We start from the raw sequence: 25,444 nt of genomic DNA, 5'->3' as shown, positions 1-25,444 counted from the left end.
GAACGGTTGCCGTCGCTAGAGGTTGAATAGCGACGCAAGCCTCTGACATCTCATGTCGCGTGAATCCGAAGCGGTACCTCTCGATCCGAACCATTTCCGCAGCCGCGGGTTGTATTGCCGTGCCGTGATGATGGGGCGACGGCTCGTCCACGGGAGGAACAGTGATGGAGCTCGTCACACATAAGAAGATGAAAGGCGGCAAGTTGATGCCGTGGGGAAAGGGCACGGTCGTCACGGGCACAAAGGGATATGTTTTCCTGGCAGGCAACACCGCCACGACCGAGAACTACGATCCCGCGAGCGGCAGCGGTGGCGCCGCCGGCGATGCGGCCGCGCAGTGGCGTTCCATCCTGACCAACATCAAAGCGGATCTCGAAGCGCTCGGCAGTTCGCTCGAGCACCTCGTCAAGATCACGCAATACGTCAAGGGGCCGTTTCCGAACGGTGGCGTGCTCAGCTCGCCCAATTTCCGCCTGGACGTCATGGACGAATTCTTCGCCCAACACTGCCCGAAACATTGCAGCTACAACAACCCGCCGCCGTCGGAGGTGATCGGAGTCGCCGCGCTGGCGCATCCCGACCTCGTCGTCGAGATCGTCGCCATCGCGGCGCTGCCGGATTGACGCCATGTTCGAAGGTTTCGCATCGGTCGAAATTGACACCGGTGCGGCGCGGATCTTCGCGCGCCGGGCAGGCTCCGGTCCGCCGGTTCTGCTGTTGCACGGCTTTCCCGAGACGCACCTGATGTGGCGCGACATTGCTCCGCGCCTCGCCGAGACACATACGGTCGTCTGCGCCGATCTGCGCGGCTACGGGCGAAGCGGATGCCCTGAAAGCACGCCTGACCACGCGGCCTATTCGAAGCGGGCGCTTGCGACTGATATGCTGGCGCTGATGGACCAACTCGGCTTTTCGCGCTTCGCCGTCGCAGGTCATGACAGGGGAGGCCGCGTCGCGCAGCGTCTGGCGCTGGATGCGCCGGACAGGATCGATGCGCTGGCCATGCTCGATATCATTCCGGTTTCAGACGCGTGGGATCGCGCCGATGATCGGCTGGCACTTGCGTTCTGGCCGTGGTCGCTGCTGGCGCAGCCGGCGCCGCTGCCGGAAACCATCCTGGTCCGTTGCGGTGAAGCTATCGTAGCGAACGCTGCGGCAAACTGGGGTTCGGCGAACGCAATTCCAGAACGAGTGCAGAAGGAATATGCCGCAATGCTACAGGATGGCATGCATGCGCACGCCATTTGCGAGGAGTATCGCGCAGCTGCCTCGATCGATCGCGATCACGACCGGCGTGATCGGGAGGCGATGCAGAAAATCACCTGTCCGGCTCTCGCCCTGTGGAGCGCAGCGGGATCGCTGGCGACATGGTACGAAGCCGAAGGAGGCCCGCTCGCGATCTGGCAACGCTGGTGCTGCGATGTAAAAGGATGGCCGGTAAATGGCGGTCACTTTTTCCCGGAGGAAAAACCGAAGGAGACGGCCGACGCGCTATCCTCGTTTCTGCAAAGGCCGAACAGCTGAGGCCGGGTGTCTTGCCACGACACAGCGAGAAAAATCTTCAGCAGCGGGGCGGGGCCGCGTGGCGAGCAGCCCCGGTCCATCCTGTCTCAGTGTGCCGCCTTGTCCGCGTGCTGCTTGACGAGGGTCACCAGCGGCTTGCCCTTCTCGACGATGTAAGTGGCGAGCTCGCTGCCTTTGACATCGCCGGGGTTCCTGGCCGAATGCACCGTTCCGGCTGGAATGAACAGCACGTCGCCGGCCTTCAGCGTGACAGGCGGCTTGTCCTCGATCTGATATTCGAGCTGGCCTTCCAGCACATAGATCACTTCCTCGCCGGGATGCGTGTGCTTGCCAAAGGCGACGCCGGGCGCGAGGTCGACGCGGACCTGGATCGCCTCGTGGCCGTTAGTGCTCAGATCGTGCCGCTGCAGGTCGGTCCGGGTGACGCCGTTCTGCTGCGCCTGCACGCCGGAAGGCGCCAGAAAAACGCCGGCGACAAGCGCCGCCATCGCGATGCTTTGCAATTGCTTTATCGTGGTCATGTCGAACTCCCTGGGTTGAGATCCGTCACCGGCGGGCTCGCCGCCGATGACTGGATCGCTTTGCCTGTTCATGCTGCCTGCTGCTGGCCGCTCTGTTCGCGAATGATGTATTCGGCGTACCAGTCCGGCCAGTTCACGTCGTACTGGCCGCCATTGCGCTTTTCATACTCGCCGTGGGCGGCGGCGGCGCGGCGCAACGCGCTGGCAAGATCAGCCGACGAGTTGAACGAGGTAGCGTTGCCGTCGATGCGGCCGGGCAACCGTGCCGTCACTTCCTGCAACAACCAGCCATTGCCGTCGGGATCGCTGAAGGAAGCGTAGGAACGGTAGCTGCCGCGCCCGGGATCGGCGCCGCTCAGACGGACGCGTCCGAACAGATACGGCTCGTCGGAGCCGACATGCACGTCGCCGCCGGCGTGGAACACGTCGCTAATCGCGACGCCTTGGCCGAGCAACTCCTTGCGGGCGGCCTCGATGTCGGAGACGACCAGATAAAGCCCCTGAGCCGAGCCGGGCGCGGCCGGGGTGACGTTCTTGCCGAAGATCACCGAGGCGTTGGAGCCGGGCGGGGTGAACTGGATCACGCGGTAGTCGTCGGGGCCGGCGAAGTCGGCATCGAGCCGCCAGCCGAGGCTCGCGTAAAACTGCTTCGAACGTTCAACGTCGGATACCGGGATGACGATGACTTCGAGCTTCAGGTCGACAGTTGGCGTGCGGGTAGTACCGGTCATGGTTCCTTCTCCTGTTAGATCGTGTACGATATAATCGAATGCGTGCTATAAAACTCCTCCGGACGCCGGTGTCAACCCTTCCGATTTAATCGGATACGATATATATGGATGCGAGACTTCACATGTTCGTGTCGGAAAGGACGAACCATGAGACCGAATGATAGTACCCGGATCGGTTCAAGCGCCGGTTCCAGGGAAAATTCCAGAGACAGTTCAAAGGGCAATCAAAAGCCCAAGCCCGCCGGCGAGCGGCGCCTCGGCGACTTTCTGTGCTTTGCGATCTACTCGGCGAACCTCGCCTTCGGCCGGGCCTACAAGAAGGGCCTCGATGAACTCGGCCTGACCTACCCGCAATGGATCGCGATCGTGGCGCTGTGGGAGCAGGACGGCCAGACGGTGAGCGAACTTGGCGCTAGGATGTTCCTTGAGTCCAACACGCTGACCCCGATCCTGAAAAAGCTGGAGCAGGCGGGCTATCTGTGCCGCCAGCGCGATCCCGAGGACGAGCGGCAGGTCCGGATCAGCCTGACCGATGCCGGGCGGCGGCTGCGCGAAAAGGGCATGCACATGAATCTCGTGGCCGCGACCGGATTGAAACCGGACGAGTTCGCACGGCTGCAGCAGAGTGTCGTCACGCTCCGCGACAATCTGATCGAGGCGACGGCCGAGAAGTAACGGCTTCCGGAAACAGCAGGCGGGCAAGCCCGACCAAACCCGGCAACAGGATCGGTGGAACAGCGATGATGGCCGCGGCGTCCATATCCACCCGTCCGAGCGCCTCGCTCCGCGCATGCACGTAGATGTTGCGGGCTGTCCAGATTGCGACGCCAACACTTCCGGCAATGCGCCAACTCATTGGTTTGTCCTTCAACGCGCGATAGTTCAGGAGCGGCCGGCCGTTCCGCTCATGATGGCCGATACACCGCGTGATCGCCAGCGCAGCGCGCAGTGCCGTCCGACCAAGAATTAAGGAAAGTTGTGTGATGTCCGTTAGCCATGCACCCGACCACCCGCTCGACCAGCCGATCTGGACCGCGCTGACGACCACGCAGCGGGCGCTGGCCGAAGGCGATGGACGCGCGCGGCGCTATCCGACGGCAATGACGCCGTTCGCCGACATGCCGGACATGTCGCCTGAAAGCTTTTCGGCACTCGGCGCGCTGATGTCGCCAACGGATATCGCCGTGTTGTTCACGCCGGACGCTGTGAAGGCACCCGAGGAGTTCAAGGTCATGCTGGCGGAAACCGGCGAGCAGATGGTCGGAACGCCGCTTGAGACGTCGGCCAACGGCGTCGATATCGTCACCCTTGGCGCCGACGACATTCCCGACATGATCGAGCTGACCGCGCTTACCAAGCCGGGTCCGTTCAGCAAGCGGACCCATGAACTCGGTACCTTCCTCGGTATTCGCGTCAATGGCCAACTCGCCGCGATGATCGGCGAACGGATGAGGCCGGCCAACTACACCGAGATCACCGCCGTCTGCGTGCATCCATCGCATCGCGGCCGTGGCTATGGGCAGATGCTGCTCTCCGCAATCTCGCGCCAGATCGTATCGCGCGGCGAGATTCCGTTCCTGCACGTGTTCACCAGCAATCACTCGGCGATCGCGCTCTACCGGCGGCAGGGGATGGAAATCCGCCGCCAGTTTCATGTCACAGTGCTGAAGAAAGCGGAGCCATAGCCCCGGCGATGCGCGCCCCGACCGACATGTCCCTACGCGTTGCGGGTGCCGTTCGGCCCCCGGTCGGGTCCGGGATCCTCGCCGGAGGCAACCTTGGTCAGCCGGTCGATGTAATGCGCCCAGCCCTTGGCATGGCTTGCCTGGTGGGTGGCGCTGGGCAAGCCGCTATGGGTCATGCGCAGCAGCGTGCCGCCATCGCGTTCGATCAGGTCGATCTCGATCAGGCCCGATCCCGGCGGCACTTCGTCATTGCCTTCCCAGCCAAAGCTGTAGGCGAGGCGGTGCACCGGGACGACCTCGCGAAACGTGCCGCGGCCGGTGGCGCTGCCGACGCCCTTCAGGAGATAGAGCCCGCCCGGATGCAGCTCCGTCATGGCCTCGCTGCCCATCCATTGCACGATCTTCTCGGGGTCCGTCAGGAAGGCGAACACGCTGGCGCGCGGCGCGGCGATCTGGGTCTCGCGCTGGACCACAAATGACTCAGGCATCGAAAACCTCGTTGCTAGGTGGGGATGGCGGTGGCTGCAACCGAGCCAACATATGCCGGCGCAGGAATTTACCAAGTGCCCATGACAACGAAACGTGCCACATGATTGGCCCATGCAACTGAGTTCGACACTGACATGGCTTGTCGATGAGGCCGCCGGATCGCCGGGCGCTGACCGGTTCCTTGCCGAGCTCGGCGCGCGCCTGATCCAGGATGGCATCCCGCTTTCCGGCGGCGCGCTGACGCTTTCTGTGCCACATCCGATCATCGCGCGCCGAACCTGGTTGTGGCGGGCCGAAAATGGCGAGGTGATCGAGGCGGTGGGCTTCGCTCCCGCGGGCTTTGGCGATGGAGGGGACTCGTCCGGGGATGCCGGCCGGCGTTGGTTGAACGGGCTCGCGCCTGGCGGGGCGGCGCATGAAGACATTGTTGGGGCGGGCGAGGGTGGGCCGCTGCTCGGCTGGATCGGCTCGCGCAGGTTCACGGAGGCGGAGGCAAATCGGCTGCGTGAAGCCGCGCGTTTCGCTGCCGCGCCGCTTGCGGCGCTCTCGGTGCGCGCGACGCTCTCGGCGGCGCTCGAGGCCTATCTCGGCCGGCGCAGCGCCGCGCGCGTGCTGGCGGGGCCGTTGCGGCGCGAAGTGGGCGAGACCATCCGCGCGGTGTTGCTTTATGGCGATCTGCGCAGCTTCACCGCGCTGTCGGAGGCTAAGCCGCCCGCCGCCGTCATCGCGGCGCTCGGCGGCTGGTTCGATTGCATCGGCGGCGCCGTCCACGCGTTCGGCGGGGAGGTGCTCAAATTCATCGGCGATGGCGTGCTCGCCATCTTCCCGGTCGGCGACAGGCCGCGTGATGCCTGCGACGCTGCGTTGCGCGCGGTTGTATCAGCCAAGGCCGGCATGGTGCATCTCGACACGACGCGGCGCGAGCAGGGGCTGCCGCCGCTGTCGTTCGGGGTGGCGTTGCATCTCGGCGAAATCCTGTGGGGCAATGTCGGCGCGGCCGACCGGCTGGATTTCACGGCGATCGGCCCAGCGGTGAATCTCGTCAGCCGCCTGGAAGGGCTTTGCCGTCCACTCGGCCGCACGGTCCTGATCTCAAGCACCGTCGCCACTGAGACCCGGACGGCATTGGTTCCGCTGGGAACGCATGCGTTGCGTGGCATCGCGACGCCCTGCGCCGTCTACACCTTGCCCGACGATTAGGCGCTCCAGAACCCCTTCACGAAGATGTTAAACCGATCGGTTGACTATTTCGGCTGCATCCTTATACTAAACCATATGGTTGAATATTCGACGCATCTCGATGCTGTTTTTCACGCGCTCTCGGACCCAACGCGCCGGGCGATGCTTGGACGATTGGCGGAACGCGAACGCACGATCGGGGAACTGGCAACCCCGTTCGAGATGAGCTTCGCCGGTGCATCGAAGCATGTGCGGGTGCTGGAAAATGCCGGCCTCGTGACGCGCACGATCCGCGGCCGCACGCATCTGTGCCGCCTCGAGGCGGCGCGCCTTGCGGACGCCGATGCATGGCTCCGCCGCTACGAACGTTTCTGGAGCGAAAAGCTCGATCAGCTGGAAGCCCTGCTGCGTGCAGAGGATGAGGCGAAAGCAAAGCAAGGAAAGAAGGAGTAGACGATGAATGCAAAGCCCGACGCCTATGGCGAACTGATTGAGCCGACCACGCTCAGGATTCAGCGCCTGCTGCCCGGCCCGATCGAACGCATCTGGGCCTATCTCACCGACAGCAATCTGCGCAGCAAGTGGCTGGCGGCGGGCCAGATGGAGATGAAGGTCGGCGCGCCCGTGGAATTGGTCTGGCGTAACGACGAGCTCAACGATCCCCCCGGCAAGCGGCCGGAAGGCTTTGCCGAAGAACATCGCATGCAAAGCCGGATCACCGAGCTCGAACCGCTACGCAAGCTCTCAATTACCTGGAACAACAGCGGCGACGTGACGTTCGAACTGGAACCGAAGGGCACAGGTGTGCTGCTTACCGTGATCCATCGGCGTCTGCCCGATCGATCGACGCTGCTCAAAGTCAGCGCCGGATGGCACATGCATCTCGATATCCTGGTCGCCCGCGCGAACGACACGGAGCCTGCGCAGTTCTGGGAAGGCTGGGCCCGTCTGCACCAGGAGTACGGCCGCCGACTGCCGGCATGAACGGCTCGACAGGCGCAACACGAACCCTAACAAAACAGGAGATCAGCCATGCAGATTCATGCTGTTTCAGCGCAGGAGTGGGAAGCCGCTCGGAAAAAGTTGCTCGTGAAGGAGAAGGAGCTGACGCGCGCGCGCGACGCACTGGCCGCCGAGCGTCGGCGGATGCCGTGGGTGGCCGTTGAAAAGGATTATGTGTTCGAGGGACCGCGCGGCAAGGCGAGCCTGCTGGACCTATTTGAAGGCCGCCATCAGCTGATCGTTTACCGCGCTTTCTACGAGCCGGGCGTGTTCGGCTGGCCCGACCACGCCTGCCGCGGCTGTTCGATGGTGGCCGATCAGGTCGCCCATCTCGCCCATCTCAATGCCCGCGACACCACGCTGGTGTTCACCTCGCGTGCGCCGCAGGCCGACATTGCGCGGCTGAAGGCGCGGATGGGGTGGGAGATGATCCCCTGGTACACGATCACGGACAGTTTTGACGCCGATTTCGACGTCGGCGAATGGCACGGCACCAACGTGTTCTTCCGCGACGGCAGCAACGTCTACCGCACCTACTTCATCAACAACCGTGGCGATGAGCAGATGGGGGGTACCTGGAACTATCTCGACATCACGCCGCTTGGACGGCAGGAGGTCTGGGAGAATTCGCCGGAAGGCTATCCGCAAACGCCGACCTACAAATGGTGGAATTGGCACGACAGCTACGTCGAAGGCGCCGCGCCCGACAAGAGGTGGGTCGAAGTGTCTGATGCCGGCGAGGCGGCGTTCCGCAAGCAGAGCGCGAGTGCAAAGCCATGAGCCAGGTCTGCTCCGGCGGATTCGACGACAAGGCGCCCCGGCGGAACGCCGCGGCGCTCCGGTCGGCCAATCGGCTCCATCTCGCGGCCGCGCCGACGTTTGCGACGATGGCGCTATTGACGGCCGTCCTTGGTGACGGGCCGGCAATGTGTTCGATCGCAAGCGCGTCACCGCTGAGCGGGATGGTGCCGATGTACTTGCTGATGAGCGCCTTTCATCTGCCGCCGTGGCTCAAGCTGATCGCTGGCCGCGTCTAGATATCGCTCGAATCGGCGAAAACCGAGCGTGTTACGCGCTCGATGTGCCCAAACTCTTCGTTGGCCAACAATGCTGTTCTACAGAAGGAAAAGACACATGAATGCCGCCTATACCGGCGGATGCGCCTGCGGCGCGATCCGATATGAAATTTCTGCTGAACCGATTGAGATGAGCGACTGCCAATGCCGGCAGTGCCAGCGCAAGAGCGGCACCGGCCACGGCTCCTATTTGACGTTCCCGCGACCCGCCGTGAAGGCGGAGGGCGATGCAAAGCACTGGGACGTCATCGGCGACGGCGGGACGGTGAAATCCCGCGCCTTCTGCCCGACATGCGGTTCACCGGTCTATCTGACATTCCCCGGCATTCCCGAGATCTTCATCGTCCACGCAGGGAGTCTCGACGACCCCAGCCGATACAAGCCGCAAAAAGTCTTGTGGACCGCGGCGGGCCACGCCTGGGATCATCTTGATCCGGCGGCGGCGAAATTCGACAGGATGCCGCCGGGGTGAGGGACGGGCCGGTTTCTCTCGAGGCGTTGCATCTATAGACAGTCAGGCTCGGGCAACGTATGCCCGGGCCTGTTTTGCTTGCCTTGCGGATGACGGCCGCCTCGCACCTCACATGTGGATTCCTGTGCCAAGAACTCGGCGAGATGCTAGCCTGTCCTCATGAGAACGCTGCTACGGCAGGCGAGATTGTTGTCAACCGAGAAATGCAATGCGTCTGAAGAACTGCCACAACTTTCACGATTTTCGCCGAATGGCCAAGCAGCGCCTGCCTGGGCCTATCTTCAATTACATCGACGGTGCGGCCGACGACGAATCGACACACCGCCGCAACACGCGCGCGTTCGACGATTGCGATCTGGTGCCCAACATTCTGCGCGGCGTAACCGATGTCGACATGTCGGTGACGATCATGGGGCAGAAGCTCGCCATGCCGGTCTATTGCTCGCCGACGGCGCTGCAGCGATTATTCCATCCGCAGGGCGAGCGCGCCGTGGCGGCCGCCGCCGGCAAATATGGCACCATGTTCGGCGTTTCCTCTCTCGGCACCGTCAGCCTCGAGGAAGCGCGCAAGATCAGCAACACACCGCAGGTCTATCAGTTCTACTTCCATAGAGATCGCGGCCTGAACCGCGAGATGATGAACCGCGCCAAGCAGGCCGGTGTCGAGGTCATGATGCTGACCGTCGACAGCATTACCGGCGGCAACAGGGAGCGCGACAAGCGCACCGGCTTCGCCATCCCGTTCAGGCTGAATCTTGCTGGCATCACACAGTTTGCGATCAAGCCGGCCTGGGCGATCAACTATTTCCTGCATGAAAGCTTCAAGCTGCCGCAGCTCGACACCCATGTCGATATGGGGAGCGGCACCATGTCGATCAGCCGCTACTTCACCGAGATGCTCGACCCATCGATGACGTGGGACGACGTCGCCGAGATGGTGCGGCACTGGGGCGGGCAGTTCTGCCTTAAGGGCGTGATGTCGGTAGCAGACGCCAGGCGCGCGGTGGAGATCGGCTGCACGGGGATCGTACTTTCCAACCATGGCGGCCGGCAGCTTGACGGCTCGCGCAGCGCCTTTGATCAACTGGCGGAGATTGTCGATGCGGTAGGAGATAGGATCGACGTCATCATGGACGGCGGCGTGCAGCGCGGTACTCACGTGCTCAAGGCGCTGTCGCTGGGAGCCAAGGCCGTCGGCCTTGGCCGCTATTATCTCTTCCCCCTGGCGGCGGCCGGCCAGGCCGGCGTGGAACGTGCGCTGGAACAGATGCGGATCGAAATCGAACGCGACATGAAGCTGATGGGCGTTACATCGCTCGACCAGTTGTCGCGCGAGAATTTGCGCTTCCACGGTAACAGCTTCACTTCTTCGCGCCCCCCGTCGTAAGATTGATGACGACCTGGGGCCGTCGCCTCGCTGGTCGTTCGCCGGAATTGCGGGTGGCCGATACCCTCACTCAACGATCGAAGGAAACCCAATGGCACGCGTGCGCTGTATCACCGAGATGGGCATGGGCGTCGACGTTCACGGGCGCGATGCGACCAAGGCCGCCAAGCGCGCCGTGTCCGACGCCATCCGCCACTCCAGCCTCGGCTTCTTCCGGATGCTGGGCAAGACCGCCAATGACATGTTCGTCGATGTCACGATCGCCGTACCCAACCCGGAGGGGGTCGACACCGCTGTGGTGGCCAAGGAGTTGCCATACGGCACGGTGAAGGTGACGGCTGTCGCCGGCGGGCTGGAGATTCCGTCCGATATCGGTAACGACCCCATCCTGATTGCGAACGCGGCCGTGATCGTCAGCTTCGACGACGGCAAGACGGCTTAACCTCGCTCCGTGCCGAACAGGCCGGACATTGGCATCCGCGCATCGAATCAGGAGATCTGGAGCACGTCATGACGACGCAAGACAGCAGCACCTATTGGAAGCGGGGCCGCGTCGAGTTGCGCGCCGCCGGCTTTGACCCGGATCGTGCGGCAGAGACCAACGCGGTGGTGACGATCGCGAGCGCCTACACCAATGCCCACCGCTGCAACAACCGCGTCCGCGCCATCACCGATCTCCTGGTGGAAATCTTCGCCGAGCGCGGCGGGCAGGGGCTGATCGTTGGCGCGCCGGCGGTGTCGGATGCGTTGACACAGGGAACGCCGACGGCGGGCTACAGCCTCGTCTCCCGCGATGTCGTCGCCGACTGTTTCGAGATCGGCCACTACGCCCATCACGGCGACGCCATGATCGTGATCTCCGGCTGCGACAAGACCGGTGCCGCCGCGCTGATGCCGCTGGCGCGCACCAATGCGTTCGGCCTCGTGCTCTATCCCGGCACCAGCACGCCGGGCCGTGTTTCGTTCGGGGCATGGGCCGGCAAGGGCAACAACCTCACCATCATGGATTACGCTGAGGCGCGCGCTGCCAACGAGTCCGGCCGCTTGTCCGGCGAGGAGCTGCTGGAGGTCGAGCGCAACGTGATGCCGGGCAGCGGCACCTGTGGCGCGATGTTCACCGCCAACACCATGAGCACGATCGCGGAATCGATCGGCATGATGCTGCCGCGGGGCGCTTCGCATCCGGCCGACTACAATGCCGGCAGCGACATCCACGCCGACGTCCGCGCCCAGGCCCGCGCCTCGGTCGACGCGCTGTACCGCCTGATGGCTGCCGGCATCCGGCCGCGCGACATCATGACCGAGCGCGCTTTCGAGAACGCGATCACGACTATCTATGCGATGGGCGGCTCGACCAACATGTATCTGCACCTGCTGGCAGTCGCGCGCGAGGCGCAGGTGCCGATTACGATTGAGCGGATTCAGCAGGTCGGCGAGCGGGTGCCGCTATTGGCCGATTTGCAGCCGCACGGCCCGTTCGCGATGGGAAGTCTGCATGCGATCGGCGGTGTCCCCGTCGTGATGAAGGAGCTGCTGCGTGCCGGCTTCCTGCATGGCGACGTCATGACCGTCACCGGCAAGACGCTGGCGGAAAATCTCGCCGACGTTCCGACGCTGGAGGAGATGCCGCCGCAGGAGATCGTTTCTCCGGTATCGAAACCGATCGCGCCGGCTAACAATCACATCAGCGTCCTCCAGGGCAATCTCGCGCCGGAAAGCTGCCTGCTCAAACTGTCGGGCAAGACGCTGGAGAAGGGCCAGTTTCGCGGCACCGCGCGGGTGTTCGAATCCGAGGCCGATACGATGGCGGCCATCCGCGCCGGCGAGATCGTGGCAGGCAATGTCATCGTGGTGCGCAATGTCGGCCCGGTCGGCGGACCCGGCATGCCCGAGATGGTGATGCTCACCATCCAGTTGCAGGGGCAAGGGCTCGGTGAAGACGTCGCGCTGATCACCGACGGCCGTTTTTCCGGCGTCTCGCACGGCATCCTGATCGGCCACATCTCGCCGGAAGCCGCGCGCGGTGGTCCGATCGCCGCGGTGCGCGACGGCGACATCATTGTGATCGATCCCGGCACCCGCACCCTGACGCTCGACGTGCCCGGGGAAGAGATCGCCCGCCGTATGGCCGACTGGCGGCCGCCGGCCTCCGTCGCCGCGGTGCGGCCCGGCTCGGTGCACGACAAGTACATCCGCCTGGTGTCTTCGGCGCATTACGGATGTGTGGTGTGAGAGGGATTTAACAGCTGGCGGTGTCTATGCTCATTAGCTAGATTGGAACCCAACCTCCGGCAAACACAAGCATCTGCTGCAAGCGCGCATGAAAGCCAAGGATCAACCTCGCTTCAGTATCGATGCGTTACGTGACCTGGCAGGCGATAAGACGTTCGCGCGCGGAGAGGCCTACCATCGCGATGGTCAAGTGCAGATTCTCATCGTCGAACCGGGACGCGTGTTAGCGCAAGTTGCGGGTACGGAGGATTACCGTACCGAGCTGACGGGACGTGGCAGTGTCATCGGCGGCGATTGCTCTTGCGTGGCTTTCAGGGATTGGGGAATTTGTAAGCACATGGTCGCTGTGGCGTTGGCGACCAATGCCTTAGGTCCCGATGCGGAGGCGGAAGGCGCTGGCGTGCTGAACCGCATACGTGACGATCTGAAACGGAAAGCGGTTGATCAGCTCGTCGGAATGATCGTGGAATTGGCGGAGCGGGATCCCGTCTTGCTGCGCAGACTGGATATGGCGGCGGCGGCCGCGGATGCCGACGACGGGACGCTTCGCAAACGCTTGCGCAAGGCGATCGACGCGGCGACGCAGACGCGGGGCTATGTCGAATATGGTGAGGTGCAGGACTGGGCTTCGAACCTGAATGCGTCGCTCGATGTCATCGATGATCTTGCTTCCGGAAGCCGTTCCGACCTCGCTCTGGAACTTGCGGAATACGCGATCGATCGGATCGAACGAGCCATCGCCAATGTAGACGATTCCGATGGCTACTGCAGTGAGCTGTTGGCTCGTGCGCGCGACATCCATCTCGCCGCAGCCGAGTCTGCGCAGCCCGATCCCGTGCAGCTCGCCCGCAAGCTCTTTGCCCGCGAGGTGGACGGCGATTACGGGACGTTCGCAGGTGCCGCGGAACTTTACGCCGACGTGCTCGGGGAGCCGGGCCTCGCGGAATATAATCGCCTTGCCGTGAAGGCCTGGGAGAAACTGCCCAGGCGCGGGGGTGGCGTGCGAAGGCAAGAAGACGAATTCTCCGCCCAATACGAGCGGCTGAAAGCAATCCTCGATTTCTTTGCCGAACGTGCCGGCGATGTCGATACACGTATCGCGTTGCGTGCTCGCGACCTGTCCTCCGCGTGGCGCTATCTTGAATTGGCGCGATTCTGTCAGTCGCAGGGCCGCTTCGACGAAGCGCTGCGTCGCGCCGAGGAGGGCCTCTGGGTGTTCGAGGACGGGCAACCGGACGAGCGGCTCGTCTCGTTCACCGTCGAGATGCTTTTGAAAGCCGGTCGGAAGACCGACGCAGAAGCGTTATTGTGGCGTGCGTTCGACAAGGCGCCGGGGCTCAAGCTGTACAAGCAACTGCGGGAGCTCGGCGGCAAAGCCGCGCTCGATCGTATCATTGGAATTCTCGAGACACGATCGACTGGCAGGGAACGTTCAGGCTGGTACAGCATCGCCGATCTTCTCGTCACGATCCTGATCGAAGAAAACATGTTCGATTCGGCGTGGGCCGTTGCGCGCAAGCAGAAGATTTCGTTCGGCGCCAGAGTGGCTCTCGCCGACGCGAGCAAGGCCGGGTACCCGCGTGAAGCACTCGAGGTTTACGCCGAGCGCGTCAATCAGTTTGTGAACACGGGCGGCAATCACGCCTATGCGGAAGCCGCAAAGCTCATCGCGCAAATGGCCGCCTTGCAAAGTACGGCCCAGCAGGCTGCTTACGTCGCAGCACTGAAAGCGCGCCACAAACAGAAGCGCAACTTCATGAAGCTGTTGGGGTGAAGCGATGCGGCGCGCGAAGATCGAGCAGCAGAATAGCTAGCTATCTTGTGGACCACCAACGCCGGTTTCGCGTGGCCGCAGATGTCGTGACCGACGCGTGGATGACGTTTCCGGAGATCCATGCCATTGCCGTGATTGGCTCGGTGGCAAAGGCGCTATGGAAAGAGGTTCCGCGCTTTAGCGATTTCCGTCGTGCGGGCATCGAGGTTTGGCATGAATGCCATGATCTCGATCTGGCACTCTGGATTGAATCTCAGCAATGTCTTGGGGAAGTACGGCGGGCGGCCCAGTTCGTTCAATCAGTGTCCCAAGGGGAAGCGCGATTGCGCCGTCCCGGGATGCGGCGCAATCGCGTTCAATAAGGTGATCGATGGGTTCGTGCCGCGCACGGATCTTTTGGCGCCGGCTCAGCATGCGATGCTCTATCGCGAGGCATCGGAAGATTGCGGTCCGCGCTTGATTTGCCACGAGTGGGGCCGGCTTAGACTGGTCGGGCGATCAACGGTTCATGCGAGGCCTTGAGACGATGAACCGGAAGCAGAGCCGATCGATGCCGCAATGTCGGCGATGGACCTGAACAAGATGAGCTTGTCATCTTTCGAAGGAATAAAGCCGCGTCGCTTCCAAAAATCCGCCGCCTCGATATCGACGGCATTCACGATGAGTGCGCGCCCGCCGATCAGGCGCGCCGCCGTTACACAACGTTGCAGCGCGTGTTTGAGCAGACCGGTGCCAATTCCTCTTCCGCGATAGCTCTCATCGGCCGCAAGTTGTCCGAGCAGCAGGCAAGGAACTGGATCCGGCGGCTGGCCTGTGCGAATCGATCGTGGCAACGTTGCGGGAAGAACACCCGTAGGCGCGAGACCATAATAGCCAACGACGCGGTTGGCCTCGTGTACGACCATCACGGCCGTAAAACCCTTTTCTTGATTGGATAGCGCCCGCGTTTTGAGCCACCGGTCCAGCGAAGGTTTTCCGCAAGAAAACTCAGAGACGTCGTGAAGGGCCGTCAGTAGTTGCGGCTCGGAAATGGCCACCTTTCACTTCTCGGCTTCTGCTTTTCCGGACTCCCACGGAGCTGTGCGCTGAAAGAGTTCGACCATTTCAGGTACGGGCCGTGCGGGTTGCGAGAGAGCTTCAACAAACGCCTTGAAGCCCGCCGAGCTCATTCGAATGGGCATCGTTTCCAGCAGAACGTCTTCTGCCGCGCGCACCGCTGCCTCGCGTACGAAGTCGGTACGCGAACGGCCGCGTATCGCCGCCGCACGATCGATAATCGCGACATCCGTCTCGGGCAACCGCATCGATAGCGGATGCTCTTTCCGTTTTTTGACGCGCGACATCCCTGTCTCCCATGTCAATTTTCAGCTGTAGTGTATTTTACAATACAGTCGGATCGACTTGCCAGTCAAGCTTGTTCATGAGCTGTTCTAGTCTATCATGGACATGTTTGCAAGCTCTGGTAGTGGCCGTCTCTTCCTCGCCATCGTTCCCGATCCTGCCGCGGCGGAGCGAATTTATCGCCTCGCCGGCGTGCTCAAGCGAGCGCATCGTTTTGACGGCAAACTCATCCCGCCCGATCGGCTGCACGTGTCGCTGTTCTCGCTCACCGGCTTGCCGGATCGCCAGGTTTGCGCAGCGTGCGAGGCAGCCGAGGATTTCCGGGCTGAGCCGTTTGAGGTGTCGTTCGATCGGACGACGAGCTTCCGCGGCGGACCGGGTAATCGCCCTTTTGTCCTGGTCGGCGAGGCGGGGTTGCGCCGGTTACAATCGTTTCGGCAGACGCTCGCGGCTACGCTGATGCGAGGCGGCCTGCGGCGACCGGCCAATACGAATTTCACGCCGCACGTCACGCTGTTGTATGACGCGCGCAGGGCGGATGAGTATCCCATCGAGCCTGTCGTCTGGACGGTGACCGAGTTTGTGCTCGTGCGCAGTCTGAGGGGGCATCGACACATCGCCCGATGGGGCTTGCGGGCATGACGGCCATTGGCGGCAACGTGCGGGCAGATGCATCGCCCGGCATCATTTCATGCTGGCCAGCCGCGCGGTCATCTCTTCAATCGAATTGAACAGATGCGTCGGTCCTGCCGCTTGCAGCGCGCTCGGCAGGGCGAAGCCCCAGGCCACGGCGCCCGAATCCATTTCGGCCGTTTTCGCCGCCTCGATATCGCGGATCTCGTCGCCGATGCAGATCGTCTCCGCCGGCTTGATTCCCAGCCGGCGGGCGACACGGCGGAACTTCCTGTGTTTGCCGAACACCGCGGCGCCGCAGTCAAAGCCGGCGATGAGAGCGGTAGCAGGCCCGAGCACCTGCCGGATGGACGCCTCGCTGTCAGAGCTGACGATAGCGGTCTTGATCCCAATCTGTTGGAGGCCCGACAGCATCGCCGGGATGCCGTCGAACAAGGATATCTCGCTCGCGGCGGCGAGCTTGCGCTTTCGCATGTCGTTCGCGATCGCGGGAAGCTGCCACATCGATACGCCAAGCCGCGCCATCATTTGCCGCGCGGATAGTCCGCGCATGCTCTCGAGCTCATCGGGCGTGGTCGGCGTCAGACCATATCGCATGATGGTTTCCTGGAAGGAGGAGCGGAACCATGGCAGCGAGTCGGCCAGCGTGCCGTCGAAATCGAAGATCGCGAGGCGATAGCGCGTCGTGGGTGGGGATGTCATCGGGTACCGGGCCTTCAGCGCGTCATTCGGCGTCGCCGCTAAAATAGGCCGGCTTGCCGGTGGTCCAGGTCTCACCCCAGAGCTGACTGCCGCCGTCGACGGTCAGTGTTTCGCCGGTCACGAATTTCGCCGAGGGCCCGGCGAGGAAGGCGACTGCTTCCGCGACCTCCCAGGGCGAGCCGACGCGCATCATCGGGTTCGAGCGCGGGTAGGCGGCGCGCGCTTCCGGCGTGTAGACCGCCCAGCCCTCGGTTTCGATCGCGCCGGGCGCTACGCAGTTCACGCGGATGTTCAGCGGCGCCCATTCGACCGCCACCGCGCGTGACAATCCGATCACGCCGCTCCGCGCGGCAATGGTGTGCGCGATGCCGTAAAGGCCGTGCGTGGTCACGACCACGATGTTGACGATGCTGCCGGGGTGCTTGTGCGCGCGCCAGCGCTGCGCGGCAGCCTGCATCATGTACCAAGTGCCGTTCAGATTGGTGTTGATGACGGCATTCCAGCCCTTCACGGAAAAATCGATGGCCGCCTGCGGAAACTGTCCGCCCGCGCTGTTGACGAGCGCATCGATGCGGCCCTGCGCAGCCCAGATCGCATCGAACAGTTGATTGACCGCATCGGGCTCCCTGATGTCGGTGACATGCGCCGAGGCCTTGAGGCCGCGGCCGGCCAATTGGCCCACCAGCGCGTCGAGTCTGCTTCCGTCGCGACCGACCACGGCGACATGTGCGCCGAGCCGGGCGAACAGCCACGCGATGGCGCGCCCGATGCCGCCGGCGCCGCCTGAAACGACAACGACCCGATCCTTCAGCACGTCGCTGGCGAAGACCGTCGGATAAACCGCAAGTTCAGCATCGGTCAGGCCGAGCTTCGGCGGTGTTGGATGTTCAGTCATGGGGCGGGGCAGGTCTTGTTATGTGCGGCATCGGCCGTACATTAGCGCGGCACCGCAAACCAAGCAAAAGAACGAATCAATGCCTGATCTCGCCGTATTTCCCATCACCAAGCGCTGGCCCGCCAAGCACCCTGATCGCCTTCAGCTCTATTCGCTACCGACGCCGAACGGCGTCAAGGTTTCCATCATGCTGGAGGAGATCGGCTTGCCCTACGAGGTGCATCTGGTCGATTTCGGCAAGGATGACCAGAAGACGCCGGAATTTCTGTCGCTGAATCCGAACGGTAAGATCCCGGCGATCCTCGATCCCGATGGGCCGGGCGGAAAGCCGCTGCCGCTGTTCGAGTCCGGCGCGATCCTGCAATATCTCGCTGACAAGACCGGCAAGCTTCTGCCTGATGATCCGGCGCAGCGATACCAGACCATCCAGTGGCTGCATTTCCAGATGGGCGGCATCGGGCCGATGTTCGGCCAGGTCGGCTTCTTCCGCAAATTCGCTGGCAAGGAATATGAGGACAAGCGCCCGTTACAGCGTTACGTCGCCGAGTCGAGACGGCTGCTTGAGGTGATGGAAACGCGGCTTGCCGGGCGGCAGTGGATCATGGACGATGAATATACCATCGCCGATATCTCCATGCTCGGCTGGGTGCGCAACCTGATTGGCTTCTACGGTGCGCGCGATCTCGTCGCCTTCGATACGCTGAAAGAAGTGCCGGCATGGCTGGAGCGCGGGCTCGCCCGGCCGGCGGTGCAGCGCGGGCTCGACATTCCGAAGCGGCCTTAAGCTGGTCGCCGCTCTGCTTACCTTCAATCCGGTCCACGGGGCCGATAACAACATTCCGGAATGCACCGAAAATGCCCATCACCATCTACGGCATCAAGAACTGCGACACGATGAAGAAGGCGCGCGCCTGGCTGGACGATCATGGCGTCGCCTATGATTTTCACGACTACAAGCTTGCCGGCATCGCCAAGGACAAGCTCAAGCAATGGTCCGACGATGTTGGCTGGGAAACGCTGCTCAACCGCGCGGGCACGACATTCAAGAAGCTGCCCGATAGCGACAAGGAGGGTCTGAACGAGCGCAAGGCGCTGGCGCTGATGCTGGCGCAGCCCTCGATGATCAAGCGCCCGGTGCTCGATCTCGGCGGCAAATTGCTGGTCGGCTTCAAGCCGGACGTTTACGGCAAGGAAGTGTCGTCGAAATCGCGCGGGCGCAAGGCCTAGCCGAATTCGAGTTCATCACCGGACGGAATGCGGCCGGGTGCGCGATGAAACAGATCGCGGTCGATGATGGTGCGAAGCTTCGGCGCCGGCAGCTTGTCGTTGCCGCGGATCAGGTTCTTGATCTCGAAGCCGCCGTCTTCGCTGATGGTCTTCAGCGAGGCGATGATATGAGTAACGCTGTCCTCGTCGGCGAACGGCAGCAACAGCCGCTCATAGGCGACGATCCGCCCGTATATGTCGTTCATGTCGGCGATGGTGTACACGGGAAGGCGGCGAGCAATGCATTCATAATAGACAGGCATCACCATCGGCGCGAGCCTTGTGCCGAGGTACTCGTCGAGATAGCGCCCCTTGCCAGTATTGCCGTAGGCGGTCGACATTCGCGTGCCGTCGCTCTGGATGGTCAGTCGCGGCGACTGCACTGTCGTGTCGACGGTGTAGAATACCAGATCCGGAAGTTCATCGTCGATCCGCGCCGGTTGATATTCCGAGATGCGCGGCACCGACTGGTTGCGGGCGTATAGCCGCAGCCAGGTGTTGAGCAGATCGCGCTGCTTGATCGATTTGACGACCGACGGTCCGACGCTCTCAAATTCCAAGGCGGCAATTCCTGGCTATCCAAATCGCGCAAAGATGCGACGGAGGCGGAAATATTGTGTGAAACCGCCTGATTGCAGCAGAACACCGTTAACGATGGCTTGCTGGCGCAAGACTCCTGCTGAAGGTGTGGCCGTGGTCCGGCCCAGGCAGCGGGCCGGGCATTCGACTTATGGCGCATCCGGAACCGCCATATGCCGCTTTTCCCCGCGGCAGCTTTCCACCTTGCCTAATCCACCGCGTTGACGGCATATTCCGGCCCGGAGGCGGCGGGCTCGGCGCGGTTTAAGGAACGTCCGGCAGAGCTCGCCCGAGCAGGGAAAATGGGCCGCACGCGAACGGCTTCGTGGAGACGGCTGACGGGGGAAATTTGTTTGGCTGATGAGTTTATTCTCGAGACCCACGGATTAACCAAGGAATTCGCGGGTTTCTTCGCCGTTCGCGATGTCGCCCTCAAGGTGCGTCGTGGCAGCATTCATGCGCTGATCGGGCCTAACGGCGCCGGCAAGACCACGTGCTTCAATCTCCTGACCAAGTTTCTGAAGCCCTCGGCGGGACAGATTCTGTACAAGGGGCAGGACATCACCGCGATGGCGCCGGCCGACGTGGCGCGGCTTGGCCTCGTGCGCTCCTTCCAGATTTCGGCGGTGTTTCCGCACCTGACCGCACTGGAGAATGTCCGCGTCGCACTCCAGCGCCAGCATGGACGCTCGTTCGATTTCTGGCGCTCCAAGAGCGTGCTCGATCGTTTCAACGGCCGTGCCATCGAGCTTCTGAACGACGTCGGCCTGAGCGAGTTCGCCAATACGCCGGCGGTCGAAATGCCCTATGGACGCAAGCGCGCGCTCGAAATCGCAACCACGCTGGCGCTCGACCCGGAAATGATGCTGCTCGACGAGCCGATGGCCGGCATGGGCCATGAAGACATCGACAAGATTGCAGCGCTGATCAAGCGCATCTCGGCCAAGCATACCATTTTGATGGTCGAACATAATCTCTCCGTGGTGGCCAACCTGTCCGACATCATCACCGTGCTGACGCGCGGGCAGGTGCTGGCGCAGGGCAATTACGCCGAGCTCTCGAAGGACGAGCGGGTCAAGGAAGCCTATCTGGGAGCCGGTCATGCCTGATCTGAAAATGGCCGAAGCCGCCACCAAACCGGCGAGCGCGGAAGTGCTTTCCGTCTCCGACCTGCAGGCCTGGTACGGCGAATCCCACATCCTCCACGGCATCAATTTCAACGTGAAGGCCGGCGAGGTGGTGACGCTGCTCGGCCGCAACGGCGCCGGCAAGACCACGACGCTGAAGTCCGTCATGGGAATTATCGGCAAGCGCACGGGCTCGATCCGCTTCAACAATGAAAACATCATCCGCGCCTCATCGGACCGGATCGCGCGGATGGGCATCGCGTTCTGCCCGGAGGAGCGGGGTATTTTCGCAAGCCTCGACGTGCGCGAAAACCTCCTGCTGCCTCCGGTGGTGCGCAGCGGCGGGCTGTCGCTCGATCAGATCTTCGATTTGTTTCCGAACTTGAAAGAGCGGTTGAGCAGCCAGGGCACCAAGCTCTCGGGCGGCGAGCAGCAGATGCTGGCGATCGCGCGAATCCTGCGCACCGGCGCGCGCTTCCTGATGCTCGACGAACCGACCGAGGGCCTTGCGCCTGTTATCATTCAGCAGATCGGCCACACCATCGCGCGGCTGAAGTCGGAAGGCTTCACCATCCTATTGGTGGAGCAGAATTTCCGCTTCGCCTCCACGGTCGCCGATCGCTACTACATCGTCGAGCACGGCAAGGTGATCGACGGTTTTGCGAATTCCGAACTGTCGGCCAACATGGACAAGCTCCACACCTATCTCGGTGTTTAATTGGTACTCGCTGCACTCTGGATTATTGGAGATACTATGAAACACAAAATTTCGGCTCTCTTCCTCGGTACCGCGCTGGCGTTTGCCGCAGGCGGTGTCGCCCTGGCGCAGGACAAGACCGTCAAGATCGGCGTGCTCACCGACAATTCGGGCCTTTATTCCGACCTCGGCGGGGCGGGCTCCACGCTTGCCGCGCAGATGGCGGTCGAGGACTCCGGCCTCGCGGCCAAGGGCTGGAAGATCGACATCATCTCTGCCGACCACCAGAACAAGCCCGACATCGCCACCACCATCGCGCGTCAATGGATCGACGTCGAGAAGGTCGACATCTTCATGGACGTGCTGAACTCCGGCGTGGCGTTGGCGGTCAATAATCTGGTGAAGGAAAAGAACTCCATCATGATCAATACCGGCGCGGCGACGTCGGACCTGACCAATGCCCAGTGCTCGCCCAATACCATCCACTGGGTCTACGACACCTACATGCTCGCCAACTCGACCGGGCAGGCGCTGGTGAAGGCCGGCGGCGACACCTGGTACTTCCTGACCGCGGACTACGCGTTCGGTCACGCGCTGGAGCGGGACACCACGGCCGTCGTCGTCAAGGCGGGCGGCAAGGTGATCGGTGGCGTCAAGCATCCGCTGAATTCGTCGGATTTCTCGTCCTTCCTGCTGCAGGCGCAGGCCTCCAAGGCCAAGATCATCGGCATGGCCAATGCCGGCGGCGACACCACGAACACGATCAAGCAGGCATCGGAATTCGGCATTGTCGCCGGGGGCCAGAAACTCGCCGGTCTTCTCCTGTTCATCACCGACGTGCATTCGCTCGGGCTGAAGGTGGCGCAGGGGCTGAACTTCACCGAAACCTTCTACTGGGATCTGAACGACGGCACCCGTGCATTCTCCAAGCGTTTCTCCGAGCGCATGAAGAACAAGGCGATGCCCTCGATGGTGCAGGCGGGCGTCTATTCGGGCCTGATCCATTATTTCAAGACGATCGACGCCATGGGCGGCAATCCGCATGACGGCGCCAAGGTGGTCGCGAAGATGAAGGAGACGCCGACCGACGACGCACTGTTCGGCAAGGGCACGATCCGCGCTGACGGCCGCAAGATTCATCCGGCCTACCTGTTCGAGGTCAAGAAACCCGCCGAATCGAAGGGACCGTGGGACTATTACAAGCTGATCGGGACCACCCCGGGCGAACAGGCGTTCCGACCGCTCTCGGAAAGTGCCTGTCCGCTGGTGAAGAAATAACAACAGCGGCCCGCCGGCGCCGTGCCGGCGGGCCTCCTTTCGCGTTCTGGCGCGATTCCGCTTCTTAAACGAGATCGAGTGCGAAACCGATGCAAGCTCTCTACGCCCAGCTCCTGGTGGGACTGATCAACGGATCGTTCTACGCGCTGCTCAGCCTCGGGCTCGCCGTGATCTTCGGCATGCTCAACATCATCAATTTCGCCCATGGCGCGCTCTACATGATGGGCGCGTTCTGCGCTTACTTCCTGCTCCACCTGACCGGCATGGGCTACTGGTGGGCGCTGATCATCGCGCCGATCGCCGTCGGCGTTTTCGGCATGATCCTGGAGCGGACCATGCTGCAATGGCTGACCGGGCTCGACCATCTCTACGGCCTGTTGCTGACCTTCGGCATCGCGCTGATCGTGCAAGGCGTATTCCAGAACTATTTCGGCTCGTCCGGTTTGCCCTATGCCATCCCGGACTATCCGCAGATCGGCGACTGCTCGCCGAGCGCCCCGCAGGATGCATTCTGCAGGCGCGGCCTGCAGGGCGGTATCAATCTCGGCTTCATGTTCCTGCCGGTCTACCGCGGCTGGGTGGTGATCTTCTCGCTGGTGGTATGCTTGGCGACTTGGTTCCTGATCGAGAAGACGCGGCTCGGCGCCTATCTGCGCGCCGCGACTGAAAATCCGACGCTGGTGCGCGCGTTCGGCATCAATGTGCCGCGCATGATCACGCTGACATACGGGCTCGGCGTCGGCCTGGCGGCGCTTGCCGGCGTGCTGTCGGCGCCGATCAACCAGGTCCGCCCGCTGATGGGTGCCGACCTCATTATCGTCGTGTTCGCCGTGGTGGTGATCGGCGGCATGGGTTCTATCATGGGCTCCATCATCACCGGCTTCGCGCTGGGGGTGATCGAGGGTCTGACCAAATACTTCTATCCCGAGGCCTCCAACACCGTGGTGTTCGTGCTGATGGTGCTGGTGCTGCTGGTGAAGCCAACGGGACTGACCGGACGGGCGGCCTGACATGAGCGCATTGACTGACGACACACTCCCCGTAACGCCGCGCGCCATGCGCGACGAAATGACCGTATTCGCCGGGATGGCGGTGCTGCTCGGGCTCGTGCCGCTGACCGGCATCTACCCGTTCTTCGTCATGCAGGCCTTGTGCTTTGCGCTGCTGGCCTGCGCCTTCAACCTCCTGATCGGCTATGGCGGCCTGTTGTCGTTCGGCCACGCCATGTTCTTAGGCACGGCCGGCTACTGCTCGGCGCATGCGCTCAAGGTCTGGGGCGTCTCGCCCGAACTTGGAATTCTGGTCGGCGTCGCCGGCGCTGCGGCGCTCTCCGTCGTCACCGGCTTCATCTCCATTCGGCGGCAGGGCATCTACTTCTCGATGATCACGCTGGCGCTGTCGCAGCTCCTGTTCTTCGTCTACCTGCAAGCGCCGTTTACCCATGGCGAAGACGGCATCCAGGGCATTCCGCAGGGCTATCTGTTCGGGGTGTTCAACCTCGCCAAGCCGACGGTGCTTTACTACGTGGTGCTAGCCGGTTTCCTCGGCGGCTTCCTCTTGATCTACCGCACCATCAACTCGCCGTTCGGCGAGGTCTTGAAGTCGATCCGCGAGAACGAGCCGCGTGCGATTTCGCTGGGCTACAAGACCGACCAGTACAAGCTGCTCGCCTTCATCCTGTCCGGGACGATTGCGGGCTTTGCCGGGTCGCTGAAAGTGTTCGTGGCGCAAAATGCCTCGCTCACCGACGTGCACTGGACGATGTCGGGCGAAATCGTGCTGATGACGCTGGTCGGCGGCCTCGGCACCATCTTCGGCCCGGTGGTCGGTGCCTTCGTGATCATTGCCATGCAGCAATATCTGGCCGGCTTCGGCCAGTGGGTGACGGTGATCCAGGGCGTCATCTTCGTCGCCTGCGTGCTGACCTTCCGACGCGGCATCATCGGCGAAATTGCCCATTATTTCCGCCGGTCCCTGTAAAACGACCGATTTTGGCGCGATTTTCGGCTTCACAAAGCGGTGGATGATCCGGTTCCGGGGTCCCACTGTGGCGCGTTTTTTTTCCGAATGGTCTATGACAGTTTCGTGACAGGCCGCCCGGCCGGCCATTTCTGAACGACGGAAAATACCCCCCATGCTTCGCTGGTTTCGTGCCTTTTTGCCCAAGGAGGAGCGGTTTTTCGACCTGTTTGCCCGGCATGCCCACACGGTCGTGCAGGGCGCGCTGGCGTTGCAGGATATGCTCCGCGGCGGCGAGGAGACGCCGGTATTCTGCCAGCGCGTCAATCAGTTCGAAAACGATGCCGACGGCATTACCCGGGAGGTACTGACCGCCGTCCGCCGTACCTTCATCACCCCGTTCGATCGCGGCGACATCAAGAACCTGATCACGGCGATGGATGATGCCATCGACCAGATGCAGCAGACCGCGAAAGCGGTGGTGCTGTTCGAAGTCCGCTCGTTCGAGCCGCCGATGCGGGAAATCGCCACGCTGCTCGTCGAATGCGCCAATCTCGTCAGCAAGGCGATTCCCTTGATGCAATCGATCGGCGCCAACGTCGCGATGCTGACCGCCATCACGGAGGAAATCGGCAAGCTGGAGGGCCGCATCGACGACCTCCACGACATCGGGTTGAAGGAGCTGTTCCTCAAGCACCGCAACGGCAATTCGATGGACTTCGTCGTCGGCGCCGAGATCTACAAGCATCTGGAAAAGGTTTCCGACCGCTTCGACGACGTCGCCAACGAAATCAACTCGATCGTGATCGAACAGGTATGAGCATGATCCGGAAAAGTGGATACCGGTTTTCCGTCGCGACAAACGCGGAACGCGTTTGCGCGGAGATCATGCTCA

The 25,444-nt window shown here is 62.5% G+C and carries 31 protein-coding genes and 1 pseudogene; 24 read left to right on the top strand and 8 right to left on the bottom strand.

What is annotated here, in order from left to right; all coding sequences use genetic code 11:
- Positions 1-164: 164 nt before the first annotated feature.
- Together QA643_RS23155 and QA643_RS23150 are read left to right on the top strand one after the other, a co-directional pair.
- Positions 165-623, top strand: a complete 459-nt coding sequence (locus tag QA643_RS23155) for a RidA family protein (RefSeq protein ID WP_283028201.1) — start codon at positions 165-167, stop codon at positions 621-623.
- 4 nt (positions 624-627) lie between these two features.
- A complete protein-coding gene (locus tag QA643_RS23150) occupies positions 628-1,524 on the top strand; it encodes an alpha/beta hydrolase (protein ID WP_283028200.1) in 897 nt (298 codons plus the stop codon).
- An 86-nt stretch (positions 1,525-1,610) separates the two neighbouring features.
- On the opposite strand, the gene QA643_RS23145 is transcribed toward QA643_RS23150, so the two are convergent.
- Together QA643_RS23145 and QA643_RS23140 are read right to left on the bottom strand one after the other, a co-directional pair.
- Positions 1,611-2,036 carry a cupin domain-containing protein gene (locus QA643_RS23145; protein ID WP_283034898.1) on the bottom strand — a complete coding sequence of 142 codons (426 nt, stop codon included), beginning with the start codon at positions 2,034-2,036 and terminating at the stop codon, positions 1,611-1,613.
- Between the two features lie 77 nt (positions 2,037-2,113).
- The gene (locus QA643_RS23140; protein WP_283028199.1) at positions 2,114-2,776 is read right to left on the bottom strand and encodes a VOC family protein; all 663 of its coding nucleotides are present in this window, start codon (positions 2,774-2,776) and stop codon (positions 2,114-2,116) included.
- A gap of 147 nt (positions 2,777-2,923) precedes the next feature.
- Between QA643_RS23140 and QA643_RS23135 the strand changes: the two genes are divergently transcribed.
- The gene (locus tag QA643_RS23135) at positions 2,924-3,451 is read left to right on the top strand and encodes a MarR family transcriptional regulator (RefSeq protein ID WP_283028198.1); all 528 of its coding nucleotides are present in this window, start codon (positions 2,924-2,926) and stop codon (positions 3,449-3,451) included.
- Positions 3,452-3,759: 308 nt separating this feature from the next.
- On the top strand, positions 3,760-4,461 hold the full coding sequence (locus tag QA643_RS23130) for a GNAT family N-acetyltransferase (protein WP_283028197.1): 702 nt from the start codon (positions 3,760-3,762) through the stop codon (positions 4,459-4,461).
- Positions 4,462-4,493: 32 nt separating this feature from the next.
- Here the strand turns inward: QA643_RS23130 and QA643_RS23125 are convergent, their stop codons facing one another.
- Complete coding sequence (locus QA643_RS23125; RefSeq protein WP_283028196.1) at positions 4,494-4,949, bottom strand: SRPBCC family protein; 456 nt, start codon at positions 4,947-4,949, stop codon at positions 4,494-4,496.
- A 112-nt stretch (positions 4,950-5,061) separates the two neighbouring features.
- Between QA643_RS23125 and QA643_RS23120 the strand changes: the two genes are divergently transcribed.
- From QA643_RS23120 to QA643_RS38695, 11 genes and pseudogenes are all read left to right on the top strand, one after another.
- Positions 5,062-6,150, top strand: coding sequence for an adenylate/guanylate cyclase domain-containing protein (locus tag QA643_RS23120; RefSeq protein WP_283028195.1), 1,089 nt, complete (start codon positions 5,062-5,064; stop codon positions 6,148-6,150).
- Positions 6,151-6,225: 75 nt separating this feature from the next.
- Entirely contained in the window at positions 6,226-6,582 is a 357-nt protein-coding gene (locus QA643_RS23115) for a metalloregulator ArsR/SmtB family transcription factor (protein WP_283034897.1), read from the top strand.
- A 3-nt stretch (positions 6,583-6,585) separates the two neighbouring features.
- Entirely contained in the window at positions 6,586-7,113 is a 528-nt protein-coding gene (locus QA643_RS23110; protein WP_283028194.1) for an SRPBCC family protein, read from the top strand.
- A gap of 48 nt (positions 7,114-7,161) precedes the next feature.
- Complete coding sequence (locus tag QA643_RS23105; RefSeq protein ID WP_283028193.1) at positions 7,162-7,911, top strand: thioredoxin family protein; 750 nt, start codon at positions 7,162-7,164, stop codon at positions 7,909-7,911.
- Positions 7,908-8,168 carry a hypothetical protein gene (locus QA643_RS23100; protein ID WP_283028192.1) on the top strand — a complete coding sequence of 87 codons (261 nt, stop codon included), beginning with the start codon at positions 7,908-7,910 and terminating at the stop codon, positions 8,166-8,168. Before QA643_RS23105 ends, QA643_RS23100 begins: the two co-directional genes overlap by 4 nt.
- Positions 8,169-8,265: 97 nt before the next feature.
- Positions 8,266-8,679 carry a GFA family protein gene (locus tag QA643_RS23095; RefSeq protein WP_283028191.1) on the top strand — a complete coding sequence of 138 codons (414 nt, stop codon included), beginning with the start codon at positions 8,266-8,268 and terminating at the stop codon, positions 8,677-8,679.
- 208 nt (positions 8,680-8,887) lie between these two features.
- The gene (locus QA643_RS23090; protein WP_283028190.1) at positions 8,888-10,066 is read left to right on the top strand and encodes an alpha-hydroxy acid oxidase; all 1,179 of its coding nucleotides are present in this window, start codon (positions 8,888-8,890) and stop codon (positions 10,064-10,066) included.
- Between the two features lie 91 nt (positions 10,067-10,157).
- Positions 10,158-10,508: a Lin0512 family protein gene (locus tag QA643_RS23085; protein ID WP_283028189.1), complete on the top strand. Its 351-nt coding sequence runs from the start codon at positions 10,158-10,160 to the stop codon at positions 10,506-10,508.
- A gap of 68 nt (positions 10,509-10,576) precedes the next feature.
- Positions 10,577-12,298, top strand: coding sequence for a dihydroxy-acid dehydratase (locus QA643_RS23080; protein WP_283028188.1), 1,722 nt, complete (start codon positions 10,577-10,579; stop codon positions 12,296-12,298).
- A gap of 88 nt (positions 12,299-12,386) precedes the next feature.
- Positions 12,387-14,072 carry a DUF6880 family protein gene (locus QA643_RS23075; protein ID WP_283028187.1) on the top strand — a complete coding sequence of 562 codons (1,686 nt, stop codon included), beginning with the start codon at positions 12,387-12,389 and terminating at the stop codon, positions 14,070-14,072.
- A 4-nt stretch (positions 14,073-14,076) separates the two neighbouring features.
- Positions 14,077-14,557, top strand: a pseudogene (locus QA643_RS38695) (hypothetical protein).
- 21 nt (positions 14,558-14,578) lie between these two features.
- On the opposite strand, the gene QA643_RS23065 reads toward QA643_RS38695, so the two are convergent.
- Entirely contained in the window at positions 14,579-15,109 is a 531-nt protein-coding gene (locus QA643_RS23065; RefSeq protein ID WP_283028185.1) for a GNAT family N-acetyltransferase, read from the bottom strand.
- Between the two features lie 3 nt (positions 15,110-15,112).
- Positions 15,113-15,415, bottom strand: a complete 303-nt coding sequence (locus QA643_RS23060; protein WP_283028184.1) for a DUF1778 domain-containing protein — start codon at positions 15,413-15,415, stop codon at positions 15,113-15,115.
- A 97-nt stretch (positions 15,416-15,512) separates the two neighbouring features.
- Between QA643_RS23060 and QA643_RS23055 the strand changes: the two genes are divergently transcribed.
- Positions 15,513-16,055 (top strand): 2'-5' RNA ligase family protein, encoded by a 543-nt coding sequence (locus tag QA643_RS23055; protein ID WP_283028183.1) that lies wholly within the window; start codon positions 15,513-15,515, stop codon positions 16,053-16,055.
- A gap of 42 nt (positions 16,056-16,097) precedes the next feature.
- Here QA643_RS23055 and QA643_RS23050 read toward each other — a convergent pair whose 3' ends face one another.
- Both QA643_RS23050 and QA643_RS23045 read right to left on the bottom strand, forming a co-directional pair.
- The gene (locus tag QA643_RS23050) at positions 16,098-16,748 is read right to left on the bottom strand and encodes an HAD hydrolase-like protein (RefSeq protein ID WP_283028182.1); all 651 of its coding nucleotides are present in this window, start codon (positions 16,746-16,748) and stop codon (positions 16,098-16,100) included.
- A gap of 22 nt (positions 16,749-16,770) precedes the next feature.
- On the bottom strand, positions 16,771-17,643 hold the full coding sequence (locus QA643_RS23045; RefSeq protein ID WP_283028181.1) for an SDR family oxidoreductase: 873 nt from the start codon (positions 17,641-17,643) through the stop codon (positions 16,771-16,773).
- 79 nt (positions 17,644-17,722) lie between these two features.
- Between QA643_RS23045 and QA643_RS23040 the strand changes: the two genes are divergently transcribed.
- Entirely contained in the window at positions 17,723-18,427 is a 705-nt protein-coding gene (locus QA643_RS23040; RefSeq protein ID WP_283028180.1) for a glutathione S-transferase N-terminal domain-containing protein, read from the top strand.
- Positions 18,428-18,498: 71 nt separating this feature from the next.
- Positions 18,499-18,870 carry an ArsC family reductase gene (locus tag QA643_RS23035; protein ID WP_283028179.1) on the top strand — a complete coding sequence of 124 codons (372 nt, stop codon included), beginning with the start codon at positions 18,499-18,501 and terminating at the stop codon, positions 18,868-18,870.
- Here the strand turns inward: QA643_RS23035 and QA643_RS23030 are convergent.
- The gene (locus QA643_RS23030) at positions 18,867-19,469 is read right to left on the bottom strand and encodes a PAS domain-containing protein (RefSeq protein WP_283028178.1); all 603 of its coding nucleotides are present in this window, start codon (positions 19,467-19,469) and stop codon (positions 18,867-18,869) included. The genes QA643_RS23035 and QA643_RS23030 overlap by 4 nt on opposite strands.
- A gap of 372 nt (positions 19,470-19,841) precedes the next feature.
- On the opposite strand from QA643_RS23030, the gene QA643_RS23025 reads away from it, so the two are divergent.
- From QA643_RS23025 to QA643_RS23000, 6 genes are all read left to right on the top strand, one after another.
- Positions 19,842-20,597 carry an ABC transporter ATP-binding protein gene (locus QA643_RS23025; RefSeq protein WP_283028177.1) on the top strand — a complete coding sequence of 252 codons (756 nt, stop codon included), beginning with the start codon at positions 19,842-19,844 and terminating at the stop codon, positions 20,595-20,597.
- Positions 20,590-21,333 carry an ABC transporter ATP-binding protein gene (locus QA643_RS23020; RefSeq protein WP_283028176.1) on the top strand — a complete coding sequence of 248 codons (744 nt, stop codon included), beginning with the start codon at positions 20,590-20,592 and terminating at the stop codon, positions 21,331-21,333. The genes QA643_RS23025 and QA643_RS23020 overlap by 8 nt, the downstream gene beginning before the upstream one ends.
- A gap of 36 nt (positions 21,334-21,369) precedes the next feature.
- Positions 21,370-22,590 (top strand): ABC transporter substrate-binding protein, encoded by a 1,221-nt coding sequence (locus QA643_RS23015; protein WP_283028175.1) that lies wholly within the window; start codon positions 21,370-21,372, stop codon positions 22,588-22,590.
- Positions 22,591-22,679: 89 nt separating this feature from the next.
- Positions 22,680-23,600 (top strand): branched-chain amino acid ABC transporter permease, encoded by a 921-nt coding sequence (locus tag QA643_RS23010; protein WP_283028174.1) that lies wholly within the window; start codon positions 22,680-22,682, stop codon positions 23,598-23,600.
- Position 23,601: 1 nt separating this feature from the next.
- Positions 23,602-24,570: a branched-chain amino acid ABC transporter permease gene (locus tag QA643_RS23005; RefSeq protein WP_283028173.1), complete on the top strand. Its 969-nt coding sequence runs from the start codon at positions 23,602-23,604 to the stop codon at positions 24,568-24,570.
- 154 nt (positions 24,571-24,724) lie between these two features.
- Positions 24,725-25,369 carry a DUF47 domain-containing protein gene (locus QA643_RS23000; RefSeq protein WP_283028172.1) on the top strand — a complete coding sequence of 215 codons (645 nt, stop codon included), beginning with the start codon at positions 24,725-24,727 and terminating at the stop codon, positions 25,367-25,369.
- Positions 25,370-25,444: the final 75 nt, after the last annotated feature.

This window comes from Bradyrhizobium sp. CB3481 (genome assembly GCF_029714305.1).
Classification (GTDB): domain Bacteria; phylum Pseudomonadota; class Alphaproteobacteria; order Rhizobiales; family Xanthobacteraceae; genus Bradyrhizobium.
The sequence above is the reverse complement of the archived record's forward strand: the minus strand, read 5'-3'. Positions and strand labels throughout refer to the sequence as shown.

Excerpts from the sequence above, each read along its gene's own strand:
- QA643_RS23125 (WP_283028196.1), bottom strand. The coding sequence starts at position 4,949 with ATGCCTGAGTCATTTGTGGTCCAGCGCGAGACCCAGATCGCCGCGCCG.
- QA643_RS23095 (WP_283028191.1), top strand. The coding sequence starts at position 8,266 with ATGAATGCCGCCTATACCGGCGGATGCGCCTGCGGCGCGATCCGATAT.
- QA643_RS23135 (WP_283028198.1), top strand. The coding sequence starts at position 2,924 with ATGAGACCGAATGATAGTACCCGGATCGGTTCAAGCGCCGGTTCCAGG.
- QA643_RS23120 (WP_283028195.1), top strand. The coding sequence starts at position 5,062 with ATGCAACTGAGTTCGACACTGACATGGCTTGTCGATGAGGCCGCCGGA.
- QA643_RS23090 (WP_283028190.1), top strand. The coding sequence starts at position 8,888 with ATGCGTCTGAAGAACTGCCACAACTTTCACGATTTTCGCCGAATGGCC.
- QA643_RS23115 (WP_283034897.1), top strand. The coding sequence starts at position 6,226 with ATGGTTGAATATTCGACGCATCTCGATGCTGTTTTTCACGCGCTCTCG.
- QA643_RS23020 (WP_283028176.1), top strand. The coding sequence starts at position 20,590 with ATGCCTGATCTGAAAATGGCCGAAGCCGCCACCAAACCGGCGAGCGCG.
- QA643_RS23100 (WP_283028192.1), top strand. The coding sequence starts at position 7,908 with ATGAGCCAGGTCTGCTCCGGCGGATTCGACGACAAGGCGCCCCGGCGG.
- QA643_RS23010 (WP_283028174.1), top strand. The coding sequence starts at position 22,680 with ATGCAAGCTCTCTACGCCCAGCTCCTGGTGGGACTGATCAACGGATCG.
- QA643_RS23000 (WP_283028172.1), top strand. The coding sequence starts at position 24,725 with ATGCTTCGCTGGTTTCGTGCCTTTTTGCCCAAGGAGGAGCGGTTTTTC.
- QA643_RS23005 (WP_283028173.1), top strand. The coding sequence starts at position 23,602 with ATGAGCGCATTGACTGACGACACACTCCCCGTAACGCCGCGCGCCATG.
- QA643_RS23110 (WP_283028194.1), top strand. The coding sequence starts at position 6,586 with ATGAATGCAAAGCCCGACGCCTATGGCGAACTGATTGAGCCGACCACG.
- QA643_RS23140 (WP_283028199.1), bottom strand. The coding sequence starts at position 2,776 with ATGACCGGTACTACCCGCACGCCAACTGTCGACCTGAAGCTCGAAGTC.
- QA643_RS23045 (WP_283028181.1), bottom strand. The coding sequence starts at position 17,643 with ATGACTGAACATCCAACACCGCCGAAGCTCGGCCTGACCGATGCTGAA.
- QA643_RS23085 (WP_283028189.1), top strand. The coding sequence starts at position 10,158 with ATGGCACGCGTGCGCTGTATCACCGAGATGGGCATGGGCGTCGACGTT.
- QA643_RS23105 (WP_283028193.1), top strand. The coding sequence starts at position 7,162 with ATGCAGATTCATGCTGTTTCAGCGCAGGAGTGGGAAGCCGCTCGGAAA.
- QA643_RS23150 (WP_283028200.1), top strand. The coding sequence starts at position 628 with ATGTTCGAAGGTTTCGCATCGGTCGAAATTGACACCGGTGCGGCGCGG.
- QA643_RS23040 (WP_283028180.1), top strand. The coding sequence starts at position 17,723 with ATGCCTGATCTCGCCGTATTTCCCATCACCAAGCGCTGGCCCGCCAAG.
- QA643_RS23075 (WP_283028187.1), top strand. The coding sequence starts at position 12,387 with ATGAAAGCCAAGGATCAACCTCGCTTCAGTATCGATGCGTTACGTGAC.
- QA643_RS23155 (WP_283028201.1), top strand. The coding sequence starts at position 165 with ATGGAGCTCGTCACACATAAGAAGATGAAAGGCGGCAAGTTGATGCCG.
- QA643_RS23080 (WP_283028188.1), top strand. The coding sequence starts at position 10,577 with ATGACGACGCAAGACAGCAGCACCTATTGGAAGCGGGGCCGCGTCGAG.
- QA643_RS23055 (WP_283028183.1), top strand. The coding sequence starts at position 15,513 with ATGGACATGTTTGCAAGCTCTGGTAGTGGCCGTCTCTTCCTCGCCATC.
- QA643_RS23015 (WP_283028175.1), top strand. The coding sequence starts at position 21,370 with ATGAAACACAAAATTTCGGCTCTCTTCCTCGGTACCGCGCTGGCGTTT.
- QA643_RS23130 (WP_283028197.1), top strand. The coding sequence starts at position 3,760 with ATGTCCGTTAGCCATGCACCCGACCACCCGCTCGACCAGCCGATCTGG.
- QA643_RS23060 (WP_283028184.1), bottom strand. The coding sequence starts at position 15,415 with ATGTCGCGCGTCAAAAAACGGAAAGAGCATCCGCTATCGATGCGGTTG.
- QA643_RS23050 (WP_283028182.1), bottom strand. The coding sequence starts at position 16,748 with ATGACATCCCCACCCACGACGCGCTATCGCCTCGCGATCTTCGATTTC.
- QA643_RS23035 (WP_283028179.1), top strand. The coding sequence starts at position 18,499 with ATGCCCATCACCATCTACGGCATCAAGAACTGCGACACGATGAAGAAG.